We start from the raw sequence: 14,075 nt of genomic DNA, 5'->3' as shown, positions 1-14,075 counted from the left end.
CATGGTTTATGGCTCATTGTCCTAAAGATCCTATAAACGTGCATCATAAGCTCTAAAATAAAAAGTAACGCTGTGCCATGGGTAGTACATCAGCTGGCTCACAGGTGAGTGTCTTACCATCCGCACGTACTTCATAGGTCTCAGGATTGATGTCCATATCTGGGCAGTAGCTGTTAAAGCGCATATCGCTTTTACGAATCTTACGGATGCCGTGTACTGGCTGAATGACTTTAGTCAATCCAAGCTGCTTATCTACTTGTTTGTCGATCGCTGCTTGCGACATAAAGGTAATGCTAGTTTGGGCAACCGATTTTGGATATGTCGCAAACATAGGACGATAATGCACTGGCTGGGGAGTAGGAATAGAGGCATTGATATCGCCCATCGGTACCGCAGCGATGAGTCCGCCTTTGATGATGCACTCAGGTTTTACCCCAAAAAACTTGGGCGACCAGAGCACCATATCTGCCCATTTACCCACTTCGATTGAGCCAACCATATCGCTAATACCGTGAGTAATCGCAGGATTTATTGTATATTTTGCGATGTAGCGTTTGATACGGAAGTTGTCGTTGTCCGCGCTCTGGTCATAGTCTGTCAAAGTGATGTACTGTTGCTCATCCTCTATGGTCGCTGTTACATCTGGCGCCAGATGGCCACGTTGAACTTTCATTTTGTGCGCGGTTTGCCATGTACGGATGACCACTTCACCCACTCGCCCCATCGCTTGAGAATCACTACTCATCATCGAGATAGCACCCAAATCATGCAAGATGTCTTCTGCTGCGATGGTTTCTTGACGAATACGGCTCTCAGCAAAGGCCACATCTTCAGCAATAGCAGGACTTAGGTGATGACAAACCATCAGCATATCGAGATGCTCATCAATGGTATTGACGGTATATGGTCGCGTTGGGTTGGTTGAAGATGGCAGCACATGCGACTCGCCAATAGCCTTTAGAATATCGGGCGCATGGCCACCGCCCGCCCCTTCAGTATGGAAAGTATGGATACAGCGGTCTTTAAAAGCAGCGAGCGTACTTTCGAGATAGCCACTTTCATTTAAAGTATCGGTATGAATGGCCACTTGCACATCATAGTCGTCAGCAACGCTCAAGCAGTTATCGATGGCTTGCGGGGTTGTACCCCAATCTTCATGTAGCTTTAGCCCCACAGCACCTGCTTCGATTTGTTCAGCAATGGGCTCTGGTACACTTACATTACCTTTACCCAGTAGTCCAATATTCATTGGAATACTATCAGTAGACTTTAGCATTGAGGAAATATGATACGCCCCTGGGGTACAAGTAGTAGCGAGCGTTCCTTGAGCTGGCCCTGTACCGCCGCCGAGCATTGTGGTCACGCCTGACATAAGCGCCGTCTCACACTGTTGAGGCGCGATAAAATGAATATGACTGTCGACGCCACCTGCTGTGAGAATTTTGCCTTCGCCAGAGATGATTTCGGTAGCACCGCCAATAGGAATATCGATGGCAGGCTGGATATCAGGATTGCCCGCTTTGCCAATGGCACTGATACGACCATTTTTGATGCCGATATCCGCTTTATAGATGCCTGTATAATCCACAACCAATGCATTGGTAATAACTGTATCGGCAACTTCCGCACCTAGTAACTGCCCTTGCCCCATACCATCACGGATGACTTTACCACCGCCAAATTTAACTTCTTCACCTTTGATTTCAATAGGCTTGCTGCTACTTTCACCACTTTGTAACGTATTCGCTTGGTCAACAGCAGTATCTTTATGACTGGTTAAATCTGCTTCAACCTGTAGCCAAAGCTCGGTATCGGCAAGACGGACTTTATCACCTGTGGTAGGGCCAAAATGCTCAGCATAAATACGACGACTGACTCGCTTCTGCGAAGTAGCGGTTACCTTTTTATCAGTAGTGCTCTCTGATGCTTTGTCTGGATGAGCTGCGCCCATGACGCGTCCAGCAAAACCATATACATCTTGCTTGCCAGCATATGCTACCAATTCGACTTCCCGCGATTGGCCCGGCTCAAAACGTACAGCAGTCCCAGAGATAATATTTAGGCGAAAACCCCGAGTCTGCTCTCTGTCAAAACTCAAGGCATCATTGACTTCATAAAAGTGATAATGCGAGCCGATTTGGATAGGTCTATCACCAGTATTACTGACACTGATCGTCTGCACCTGTCGCCCTTGGTTTAAGATAATATCGCCATCTTGGATATGGTATTCACCTGCTTGCATGGTAGCCGCCTTATTTTATAGTGAGCATTTCAGTGCTATAACAATGGTATACAGCGTTACACGATGGGATTATGTACCGTGACCAGTTTGGTGCCATCAGGAAAGGTCGCCTCGATTTGCACTTCATCTACCATCTCTGCGACACCTTCCATGACATCATCAGCAGACAAATACGTAGCACCCTCACTCATTAGCTCGGCAACTCTTTTGCCATCTCGTGCGCCTTCCATCAGCAGCATACTGATATAAGCGATGGCTTCAGGGTAGTTGAGTTTTACGCCTCGGTTTTTACGGCGCTCAGCCACCATACCAGCCGTAAATAGCATGAGTTTGTCTTTTTCTGTTGGGGTCAGGTGCATGACAATTCCTTGTTGTACTTATCATTATATTTATAGCAGATTAGAGGTTTTCAAAGCATTTGATATCGATTAAAAATAGTCGCAATATATCTTAGTTTCATTATTCAAAGTGGCCGTATTAGGTGTCCCAAATACGTGGACGACAGGGCTCAAGTTGCCACCAATGATCTCGTAAGACTTCTCTTAACTGATAAAACGCTTCAAAACAACCACGTACATCTGAGCCGATGTAGCGGATATTGATCGCTTGGTAATTATGAGTGCAGTAGACAGGTAGTTGTGCTTGAGCAATGACTTGACGTAATGCTACGACAGTATTATCTAGATAGCGGGTCAATGATTGCTTGATAGTTGCTTGGGCTGTTTCGGTCGATTGCATAGTCTGTGACGCGGAGAGTGCAAGATTGTCATGTACGTCGCTTAAGCTAGGGACTGCCCAAAACGATCCGTAAATATGCTGGTTCGCTAGTCCTAAATTTGAGGTAAACCAGCGATTTTGTGCTGCCTGCGCCACTCGCTCAGCAACGATAACCTTACCATCTCGGTAGATATTCAATCCAGTATGATAACGCCCTTGCAAAAACTGCTCGTCGTAAGCTTGCCGTCCAAATACGCTAATCTCCCATGTCAGTAGACTAGATGAATCCGTCAAATCGAAGCGGCTCACTGCATGCATATTGGCTTCGTTATAAATGATACTCTCTTGCGGCAGCCATTCTAAACGGGTATGTGCTGCGAGTTTGGCCTGTACATGTTGGCTCGCATAGGCAGCTATTTCATTTTGACCCGTACTTTGGTGAGCAACATCGCTGCCCAACGAACCTTTATGTTTTTGACTGACACTGTCTTTGCCATACCACTTACCTGCCCCTGGTGTGGTGATAACAGTATGGCTACCACTATCCAAATTTAGGTCTATAGTCAGCGTATCGCCACCTGCAATACCGGCTGGCGGGTACAACATCAGTATGTGACAAATACCCTGCTGTACGCTTGGCTCAGGATATAGAGCACGCTGTACCATCAAGGCACCCGTGTGCTTACGATGATAAAGCCGCGTTTTTGAGTTATCAGCCGTACCTTCTTTGGCCGTACTTGTACTGCTAACAGTGTCAAAACTTAATGCTAAAGAAGAGGCCCAACTCATTTTATATACTCATTTACCAATTAAATATGTTTCAGTATTTTATGTGACAACTATCATTTGCTATGTGTTAAGGCTCTATCACCAATCGTTAACTACAGTTCATTAGCGACAGTAATGTCAGAATAGTAACGGAGGAATACAGCGTACATCATTTATCGTGCCCAGCGCACCACGATAAATCAAGGCGTCAATGTTTTTATTGATACAAGCACTGTGCCAACTCTTGATAGCAGAGAATCAAATAGACAACCTTATCGGCTCAAAACTTTGATTTGTCTGCGCTTTTTTTTATTTAACTTAAATGATAAAAATAACCGTATATTTCCAGCTATTTTCTAAACGTTTTTTGAGCCTTATCTATTTATAAAATCAGCAGATATTTGCACCAAAATAGTACATTTTGTCCATAACAGTGCATTTTTTAGCGTTATTGTTAGCGCAATACCCTCTAAGGACATTAGATAAGCAAAAATACTAAACGCATAACTATTTGCAGGCTTAGTCAGTAAGATAGGTAGATTGTAGGGCTATTAATCAGGTATTCTATGTTAAAAAGTCAGGTCAAACATGATTTACGCTATTTGTATCAATATAGACACTGTCGATACAGGTACTATCAATATCTGTATGACTTGATAATAGATAAGATAGTATTTATCTACTTCTAGACGTATTTTTAGTATAAGTTTCAATATAAGCAATGAGTCCTAGACATATCGGAGGGTCACTTTTTCAGCTATTTTATGCACAAACCCGTTTTATAGGCTTGAATAGTGAGCGCAGCCCCCTTATAAACAACCCATTAGTCAAAAACTACTAGACAATAAAATCATTCAATCCATTTTTATTTTATACATTTATCGATAGGACTTTTCTATGACAGATTATGATCGCATCACTGCCAACCCGCATTTTGATATGCTGATGAGTGCGCACAAAGAAGTACAGATCACACAAGCGGCTTTAGTACCTATGGTGGTTGAACAGTCCTCACGCGGTGAACGCTCGTTTGATATTTTTTCACGCCTATTACGTGAGCGTGTTATCTTTTTGACCGGTCAGGTCGAAGACAACATGGCTAACCTTATCGTCGCCCAGTTATTATTCTTAGAAGCTGAAAACCCTGACAAAGATATCCATTTGTATATCAACTCACCAGGCGGCTCAGTAAGCGCTGGCTTGGCTATTTTTGATACTATGAACTTTATCAAACCTGAAGTATCTACTATCTGTATGGGCGGTGCTTATAGCATGGGTTCATTCCTATTGGCTGCTGGTCAAAAAGGCAAGCGCTACTCACTGGCTAATGCTCGCGTTATGATTCACCAGCCTTCAGGCGGCGCGCAGGGTCAAGCAACCGATATCGAAATTAATGCTCGTGAAATTCTTAAAACTCGTGCACGTCTAAATAGCATCTTAGCTGAGCGCACTGGTCAGCCAGTAGAGAAAATCGAAAAAGACGTTGAGCGTGATTATTGGTTAGATGCTCAAGAAGCCAAAGAGTATGGTTTGGTTGACGAAGTATTAGAGCGTCGTCCTGAATCTTTGTAATCTAAGCATTAACGTGATGCCTCTTCATTGAGAGTGCAGTCATAAGACCTTTTATAGTTTATTTGCCGTACAGTAAACCGTTATCAATGTCATACCTGACCATTAGAAGGTATGACCATTGAATGAATACGATAATCGATATACTACAAATAAACTAACCAGTTTTAAATTTTAGGAGCGCCTTTTATGGCAGAAGATAATACCCCGCAGTGTTCGTTTTGCGGTAAAGCCAAAAGCGATGTACAGCAACTGATTGCTGCTGACGATGCCAACATCTGCAATGAATGTATCGAGCTATGTACTGACTTAATCGCAGACAGCGCAGAGCACGGTGATGATGATAGCGAAGTAGACACTTCTTGGGTCAATAAAAAACTACCAACGCCAAAAGAGCTTCGTGCCAAGCTTGATGAATATGTCATCGGTCAGGACGCTGCCAAAAAAGCATTGGCTGTTGCCGTCTATAACCATTACAAACGCCTAAAAGTTAGCCAAACACTAGCCAACGACAGCAAAAAAGCCAAGATCGGCGCTGACGATGCAATGGTAGAATTGGCTAAGAGTAATATCTTGCTAATCGGTCCAACTGGTTCTGGTAAGACGCTACTTGCGCAAACCTTAGCTCGTCTATTAGATGTACCTTTTGCGATAGCTGATGCCACGACCTTGACCGAAGCTGGTTATGTTGGTGAAGACGTTGAAAACATCGTACAAAAGCTCCTCCAAGCTTCTGACTATGATGTAGCCAAAGCTGAGCAAGGTATCATCTATATTGATGAAATCGATAAAATCAGTAAGAAAGGCGACAACCCATCTATCACTCGTGATGTATCAGGTGAAGGCGTACAGCAAGCGTTGCTAAAGCTAATCGAAGGTACTGTGGCTGCTATCCCGCCGCACGGTGGTCGTAAGCACCCACAGCAAGAGCTGATCCAAGTTGATACCAGTAATATTCTAATCATCGTTGGTGGTGCATTTGCTGGACTTGATAAAGTCATTCAGCAACGTACTGAAAAAGGCGGTATTGGCTTTAACGCTGATGTCAGCTCAAAAGACGACAGCCGTCGCAGCTCAGACTTGCTACAAGAAGTCGAGCCAGAAGATTTGATCAAGTTTGGTCTGATTCCCGAGCTAATCGGTCGTCTGCCAGTACTTGCGGCACTGCAAGAGCTAGATGAAGCAGCTCTAGTACAAATCCTGACAGAACCTAAGAACGCACTGGTAAAACAGTACAAGTATTTGTTCGATATGGAAGGTGCTGAGATTAGCTTTACCCAAGAAGCCCTAGATGCCATCGCCAAAAAAGCAATGGAGCGCAAGACAGGTGCGCGTGGTCTACGTTCTATCGTAGAAAATGCGTTGCTTGAGACTATGTATGAATTGCCTTCTATGGAAAATGCTAAAACTGTAATGGTTGATGCTGATGTTATCAATGAAGGTAAAGCGCCTAAAATTGCTTAATTTATAATTAATATAAACAGTCCGTTATCATTAACGGACTACTAAAGAGCGTCTGGCTAAATAAGCTCAGGCGCTTTTTTTATGCCTATTACTTAACCAGTTTATCTGTTGGATAGCTTGCCCGTTAGATAACTTGATACTATATAACTTGCATACTGAAAATTGGCGATTTCCATTACACCTGCTCTGAAATGACAGCAGCGTTTATCAATCGCGAGTAAGCATCAGTGTAAACCATGCTAATGTAGATAGACTATTTTGACCTTTAGACTTTATTTCTATATACCGCCATATATAGCCTGTACAACCCATATGATTAATAAGACAAAGGATTGTTTATTATGCTCAACCATGTGACCGCTATGGCGACTTCATTGCGCCAAAACCTACCGTTTTCCTCTAACCGTACCTCGTTGGATGACTCAGACGTCGCATCCTACTACCGAAACCATGTCGCTGCCATTACGGGCGCAGGCTCTGGTATGGGGCGTGAGATGGCCATTCATTTAGCAAAAATGGGCTGTCATGTTGCATTATCAGACATCAATCCTGAACAGCTGGCAGCGACCAAACAGTTACTTGCCAATTATGATGTCAACGTCACTATGACCGTACTCGATGTATCAGACAATACAGCGGTGGAAGCATGGGCTGATAGTGTCATGAGCGATCATGGCAAAGTAAATTTTATCTTTAACAATGCAGGTGTTGCGCTCTACTCTACCGTCGAAGGCAGTAGTATTAGTGAGCTTGAATGGGTAATGAATATTAATTTTTGGGGTGTGGTTTACGGCACTAAGGCGTTTTTACCGTTAATCAAAAACAGCGTTAAACAAAACCAATTTGGCGAGCATGGACATATTATCAATATCTCAAGTCTGTTTGGTTTGACCGCTCAGCCATCACAGTCAGCCTACAACTCTAGCAAATTTGCCGTACGCGGCTTCACAGAGAGCTTACGCCAAGAGCTAAACATCCAGAACTGCGGGGTATCAGCAACTTGTATCCATCCGGGCGGCATCAAAACCAATATTGCCAATAGCGCGCGCGGTAATGAGAGTATCCATGATATTGGCATGAGTACTGGGCCCAAAGCCATCAGAAGTTTTAATAAATTCTTAAAATTCGATGCCAATGAAGCGGCTTGGATTATCCTACAGGCAGCAGCGACTAATCAGCAGCGCTGCCTGATTGGTAACGATGCCAAGATGATTGATGCCATCCAACGTGTATTTCCATCACATTATAGCCAAGTGCTGAACGACTTCCATCAACTGTCCCGCAAACTAAAACCACGTCGTCATAAAAAGCTAAAGACCGTTAAATAGTATGTTATCAACATTCCCTCTATCATGAGAAATTGATGAATTTATATATAAAAAGCCCAGCTATAGTCGTAGCTGGGCTTTTTGAAAGTTGCCATTATTGATGAAGGATAAGACTGAATTTTGAGACTGGTGATGATATTTTAGCTCAACCTTCTAAACATTAAGGCAGCTTCATATCGCCAGCGACTAACCAGCCCATACGGCGCATAATATAAGCCACCAACCCTGCAATCACCGCAGGCAATACAAACATCAATAGAATAATCGCTGTCCATAATTGACCGGTGCTCATGATTTCTTGTGATGCCTCGATGACCCCAAACACACCGACCAAACCAGCAGTACCCATACCCGCACCTGTCGCCGTACAGGCTAATCCAAAACCGACAGTAGCGATAGGCCCAACGATAGCGCTAGCAATGACAGCAGGTAGCAGAACGATAGGTTTTTTGAGTACGTTAGGGATTTGCAGCATACTGGTACCCAAGCCCTGAGAGATGACACCACTAACGCCATTGTCTTTAAAACTTGCAACAGCAAAACCAATCATATGCGCGGCACAGCCTACCACTGCTGCCCCGCCCGCCAAGCCACCAAGCCCAATAGCAATACAAATAGCTGCACTTGACGTTGGCAGGGTCAATAAAATACCAACCACTACGGCGATGACGATACCCATTAGAAGTGGCTGTAATTCAGTAGCGGCATGAATACCCTGACCAATAGCTGCGACCCCTGCTACGATAGGTGGATTGAGCAGAGCACACACTAAGAGAGCAATACCGCATACAACCAATGGCACCAATAAAATATCAAGCTTCGTCTTACCAGCAACCCAAGTACCAGCACGATAAGCAAACACAGAGGTCAAATAAGCACCGATTGGATTACCCGGCAGTGCTACAAAGGTTGCAGGTCCCCCCACTTGCGGCGTAAAGAGCGTGCCCGCCATTAGTGCTTCAGAATGGGCACCAAGCATACCCGCTACGAGGCAGCTGAGCATCACTAGCGTTGGCGCTTTGAGATAGTAAGCGATACCTACACCGATACCAGCACCCATCAATATCGAGGCAAGTTTCCCGACCGCGACCAATGCTGGCAAATCTAACCAGCCACCGATTTGCGAGATAATCAAACCTGCAATCAACGTGACAAATAGCCCGAGAGCCATACCAGTAAAAGCATCGATAAAGTATTTTTGAAAGAACGCTTTAATAATGCCTGCTTGCGGTGTTACTGAGTTAGATACGGTCATAACCATACTCTTAATGGACGTTTAATAGGATAAAACAGCTAGAAAGCTTTTGATAAAATAAAGAGATAAAAAAAGCGTCATTACGACGCTTTTTTTGATAAATACAATAACTGTAAACGACTGAACCTAGCGACGCTGCTCAACGATAATAGAGTCTATACCATTGTTCTGTAGGCGCTGCTGTGCCGTCGTTACTGCTTGACGGTTATTCAAAGGACGCGAGATGACTTGATAAATAGGCAAGCCATTACCCGTCGTGTTTTTAACCACGCGAGCATCGACACCCGCCATCAGTACTTGCGCACGGCGACGATCCGCTTCATCTGCATCACTAAAGCTATTGATCTGCAAGATGTAGGTCGCCGCAGGTTTAGCAGCTTGGATGCTGGCCGTACCTGCTGCTGCACTGTTATTGCGGGTTGTAGCGTTGCTAGTAGCAGGCGGCGTACCATCATAGGTTGCATCTTCTTCAACGACAACGATATCCTCACTCGACCCAGCATTATTACTACCAGCAGGTTCGACAGTCGCATTTTCCGAACCACCGAAGCTGCCCGTTTCTGTACTGCCTGCATCAATCTCTGGTTGAGTCACAACGACGTCTGGTTCAAACGCACCGATATCACCTATTTGATCATTATCAATATCAGCGATATCTTCATCAGGGATGGTTGCCATCTCTTGATTAGGCAAGATATCGTAGAACTCATAATCGCCATTGTCGGTATCAGTATCCACACGTGGCTGTACTTGGCGATCAGGGTCGTTCTCAGCACTACCATCAGCGGGGCTGAAATTAAATAATGGTGAGAGGTAGATAAACACCCCGATCATAAGGGTCAATACGGCCCCAACAAACATCCACAATAAGCCTGATACGCTACTTGATTTGCGCTTTTCTGTTGCGCCTTTAGGTTTTTTGGCTAGCATGGATCTCGTTCTCCCTACTGGATTTAACTATCATCATCGAATTAATGCTATCAGCTGTCTATACTCATATCACATATTAGAAAAGTACTACATGCTAGACGGTGCAGACAAGCCTAGCAGACTAAGACCATTTGCCAATACCTGTCTAACGGCTTTTGACAGACGCAAACGTGCTTGCATTAAGTCTAACTCATCCTGACTTGGCGTTTCACCTGAAGTCAAGCTCATAGGCAAGATACGATTGGTGTCATACCAACCATGAAACAATGCCGCTAGCTCTTTTAGGTAGTTAGTCAAGACGTGTGGCTCGTAACCAGTCGCTGCACGAAGTAACGTCGCTGGATATCCTGCTAACAGTTTAATCAGCTCGTCTTCATTTGGCGCACTTAGCAAGTCTTGATGTGCCAAACCGATGGCATCATCTACGGTCAAATCGTAAGTTGCCAGTTTTTCTAACACACGGCAAACGCGCGCATGAGCATACTGAATATAATACACTTGATTGTCTTTACTTTGTGATTTGGCAAGTTCTAAATCAAAATCAACATGCACTTCAGGCTTACGCGCTACGTAGTAGAATCGTGCAGCATCGTTACCGACTTCTGCACGTAGCTCACGCAAGGTCACAAACTGACCAGAACGCGAAGACATTTGTACTTTTTCACTACCGCGCCATAACGCCACAAACTGTACAAGCACCACATCCAGACGTTCGGCATCGATACCAAGGGCTAGTAGAGCGGCTTTTACGCGTGGGACATAACCATGGTGGTCTGCGCCCCAAACGTTAATGACTTTATCAAAGCCGCGATCAAACTTGTTTTTATGATAAGCGATGTCAGAAGCAAAATACGTCGATTGACCATTGGCACGGCGTACAACACGGTCTTTCTCATCGCCAAAATCGGTCGATTTAAACCAGATGTTGCCATCTTTTTCGTATAGGTAGCCTTTGTCATCTAGTATCTGTAATACAGGCTCAATCTCGCTATCGATAGATCTTTCGCTAAACCAGCACTCGTAGCTCACACCAAAGTCATTTAAGTCATCTTTGATATCCGCCAAAATACTGCTCAATGCTGCATTTAAAAATAACGCGTAGCTGTCACCTAGCAATGATTTGCTATTGGCAATCAAGCCATCAATATGAGCTTCTTTATCACCTGAGATAACGGTTTTTTCGCCATCAGCATTAATCTCAAACTGAGCATCTTCTGGCACATCTTTGGCAACATCTGCAAAGCTATGTACATAGCTATCGCCATGTTGTGTTTTTAGCGTCTGTGCGATGTCACTGACATAATCACCTTGATAAGCGTTGACTGGGAAAGTTATCTCTTCACCATTTAGTTGTAGATAACGCAAATATGTACTGGTGGCCAAGATGTCCATTTGACGACCAGCGTCATTGACATAATATTCACGCGTAACGTCATAGCCGATGGCTTCTAGCAAGTTAGCAACACTCATGCCAAATGCAGCACCGCGACCATGACCGACGTGCAGACTTGATGTTGGATTGGCAGAGACAAATTCGACCTGAACTTTTTGACCGTCAAACTGATTACTTAAGCCAAAGCGATCTTGCAATGTAAAGATATCGTCCAATACAGAAAACTTAGCTTCCGAGTTTAAAAATACGTTGATAAACCCTGGACCTGCAATTTCTACTTGGCGAATATCTTGGTTGTCAGGCAATGCGCTGACGATTTTTTCAGCAAGTTGACGCGGATTAGCCTTGGCCGCTTTCGCTGCCGTTAGCGCGATATTACTGGCAAAATCACCGTGACTTAAATCTTTTGTACGGGTAATTTGACTGTTATTTTGCCAATCGCTTGGTAGCGTACCATCTGCTTGTAGGGTTTGAATTGCATCGTTAAATAGGGATGCAAGCGTATCAATTTGGGCTTGTGACATAGGAATTTGAACTCAATTAAATAAACAACAAAAACGGTGCGAATGCGAGCAATCGATAACTGCTTATTATAATAGCGGCCGACATTGCAGGGATAGAATAATGTAAAAAGATAAGTAACCTGTAAATATAACAATCTTTGCGCTTTATTGCACCATTTGCGCCAAAATTAGCACTAAAATCTTACCTTTATCAGAATTTGGGCTGACTAATATCAATGATGCAAAACTGATAAATAACTCATAACCTGAATTGTAGCGTTACTGTTGCTCAATACTGGGCAGTCGTTTATACCTGACTGCTTCCACGTTATAATGATGGTTTGTACGGCTCTTCTAAAATATAGAAGACGCGTTACTACTCTATTATAGGATTACGCCATGTTTGCTATTGCCGCCAGTACTGTCACCAGTTGGGGACTGTACGTCCTGTTGCCGATATTCATCGCTTTCTTGTTTTTTATTATGTGGGATATCTCTAAAACGTCTGAAGCTGGGCGCGCTGGTACTTTTTGGATATTCTTAGCCCTAGGCGCAGGTTCTATTGGTTTTATCCTTAAGATAGTCATGGAAGTCGCGTTCAAAAAATGGTTAATCTAATTGGCCATTTTTATCACTGTTCTTTGATATCGCTTAGGACATAAGTAGAACAACTAAAAATGTAATATATGGCTTATGACTGCTGCACTTTATAAGGTATCAGTCATTTAAATCAAAGCCTTTTAGAACAAAACCTTTTAAATAAAAGAAGCTATTGAGCCTTAGCATTATTCTCTATAACCTGACTCACATATGTTGGTAGGTCCCACGCTCCACCAGCAAAACCCCGACACATTCCCGTACTCGACTCTTCGCTTTTAGCAAATGTCTTACCATTCCATGTCCATGTAGTACGGTTCCAGCAATCACCGATACCTCGGTCTTTGTGAGTGGCCGAAATCTCACCATCAAAATAATCATTCCCTGCTGTCGTGATAAGCGTAGGTTTGCTAGGTTTTGCATTATCAATGAGCCAATAGCCATTACTAGAATTGTAAGCACCTAGCCAGCAACTATGCGCGGCTAACGTATAGCGATCATCAACTGGTATAAAGTCCCAGCCAAGCACCGTAGAGCCATACTCTGACATCCGCTGATATGTTTCAGTTTTTGGATTAATCAGCTCACAATCGCCCATCACGTCCTTAGACCCTATAAGCTGCTCGGCATTAATATCGATCCAGTTATCAATATTTTCCTGAAAATACGCCAGCTTTGATGGAGCAAGTGCTTTGTTGTCTTTTGCTGAATACGCAAATGCTTTTTCAATGATTGGTTTTGACAAGGCTGTTTGAGGACGTTGACGATTTGGATTATTCTTACTGACCAATGCTATCGGCGTCCCTACCCGACCTTGTACATCGTCTAGTTTGAGCAACACTGCTGACATGCCTTTATCGCTAATCTGCCAGTAGTTGTCGCCCACTCTAATTTCTATCTTGGTCGCGACACGAGCATGATCAAGCAGTGCTTGAATCTGCTTGGCTGATAAGTCGTATAGTAGACTGTCTTCTTTATTAGGTTGCAGCACACCATAGTTTTTGTTGTTCAGCCAAAGCTCAGCAGGCTTAAGATCATCTAGCGGCGCTTCTGAGATAAACTGAATTTGCGCTTTTGGCAGAGCTACTTTTGGCAACGCTGTGAGCAATATTGAGGCAGGCTCATCTATTAGTGCTTCACTAGCGTAACCAGCCGCTCGACAAGTCCGCGTATTATCACAAACCACTTGCCAGTCGTCTTGTACAAAGCCCCAGCCTTCGGATACAGTTCCATAACCTGCCATAGCAGGTAGCGATAGCAAGCTGATGGTAGCTACAATAAAAGTCTTCAATGTCTTCATAGTGCTTTC

At 43.9% G+C, this 14,075-nt stretch carries 11 protein-coding genes; 4 read left to right on the top strand and 7 right to left on the bottom strand.

Annotated features, from left to right (window positions below; translation table 11 throughout):
• Positions 1-52: 52 nt before the first annotated feature.
• The 3 genes from ureC to QL886_RS11910 all read right to left on the bottom strand — a co-directional run bounded on the left by ureC (position 53) and on the right by QL886_RS11910 (position 3,748).
• A complete protein-coding gene (gene ureC / locus QL886_RS11920) occupies positions 53-2,242 on the bottom strand; it encodes an urease subunit alpha (RefSeq protein ID WP_290178864.1) in 2,190 nt (729 codons plus the stop codon).
• A gap of 56 nt (positions 2,243-2,298) precedes the next feature.
• A complete protein-coding gene (gene ureA, locus QL886_RS11915) occupies positions 2,299-2,601 on the bottom strand; it encodes an urease subunit gamma (protein WP_057761815.1) in 303 nt (100 codons plus the stop codon).
• Between the two features lie 118 nt (positions 2,602-2,719).
• Positions 2,720-3,748: an urease accessory protein UreD gene (locus QL886_RS11910; protein ID WP_290178863.1), complete on the bottom strand. Its 1,029-nt coding sequence runs from the start codon at positions 3,746-3,748 to the stop codon at positions 2,720-2,722.
• A gap of 918 nt (positions 3,749-4,666) precedes the next feature.
• Here QL886_RS11910 and clpP point away from each other — a divergent pair.
• From clpP to QL886_RS11895, 3 genes are all read left to right on the top strand, one after another.
• Entirely contained in the window at positions 4,667-5,299 is a 633-nt protein-coding gene (gene clpP, locus QL886_RS11905) for an ATP-dependent Clp endopeptidase proteolytic subunit ClpP (protein ID WP_290178906.1), read from the top strand.
• 186 nt (positions 5,300-5,485) lie between these two features.
• Positions 5,486-6,760: an ATP-dependent Clp protease ATP-binding subunit ClpX gene (clpX, locus tag QL886_RS11900; RefSeq protein WP_290178862.1), complete on the top strand. Its 1,275-nt coding sequence runs from the start codon at positions 5,486-5,488 to the stop codon at positions 6,758-6,760.
• 341 nt (positions 6,761-7,101) lie between these two features.
• Positions 7,102-8,088 (top strand): SDR family NAD(P)-dependent oxidoreductase, encoded by a 987-nt coding sequence (locus QL886_RS11895; protein ID WP_290178861.1) that lies wholly within the window; start codon positions 7,102-7,104, stop codon positions 8,086-8,088.
• Positions 8,089-8,248: 160 nt separating this feature from the next.
• Here QL886_RS11895 and QL886_RS11890 read toward each other — a convergent pair whose 3' ends face one another.
• From QL886_RS11890 to argS, 3 genes are all read right to left on the bottom strand, one after another.
• Positions 8,249-9,343 (bottom strand): PTS sugar transporter subunit IIC, encoded by a 1,095-nt coding sequence (locus QL886_RS11890; protein WP_290178860.1) that lies wholly within the window; start codon positions 9,341-9,343, stop codon positions 8,249-8,251.
• Positions 9,344-9,469: 126 nt separating this feature from the next.
• Positions 9,470-10,273, bottom strand: coding sequence for an SPOR domain-containing protein (locus QL886_RS11885; protein ID WP_290178859.1), 804 nt, complete (start codon positions 10,271-10,273; stop codon positions 9,470-9,472).
• 87 nt (positions 10,274-10,360) lie between these two features.
• Entirely contained in the window at positions 10,361-12,190 is a 1,830-nt protein-coding gene (gene argS / locus QL886_RS11880) for an arginine--tRNA ligase (RefSeq protein WP_165597600.1), read from the bottom strand.
• Positions 12,191-12,568: 378 nt separating this feature from the next.
• Here argS and QL886_RS11875 point away from each other — a divergent pair, with 378 nt between their 5' ends.
• Entirely contained in the window at positions 12,569-12,787 is a 219-nt protein-coding gene (locus tag QL886_RS11875; protein ID WP_290178858.1) for a DUF2788 domain-containing protein, read from the top strand.
• A gap of 151 nt (positions 12,788-12,938) precedes the next feature.
• On the opposite strand, the gene QL886_RS11870 is transcribed toward QL886_RS11875, so the two are convergent.
• Complete coding sequence (locus QL886_RS11870; protein ID WP_290178857.1) at positions 12,939-14,066, bottom strand: DUF1176 domain-containing protein; 1,128 nt, start codon at positions 14,064-14,066, stop codon at positions 12,939-12,941.
• Positions 14,067-14,075 lie beyond the last annotated feature (9 nt).

The organism is Psychrobacter sp. APC 3281, from assembly GCF_030407815.1.
Taxonomy (GTDB): domain Bacteria; phylum Pseudomonadota; class Gammaproteobacteria; order Pseudomonadales; family Moraxellaceae; genus Psychrobacter.
This window is presented reverse-complemented; position numbering and strand designations above follow the sequence as displayed.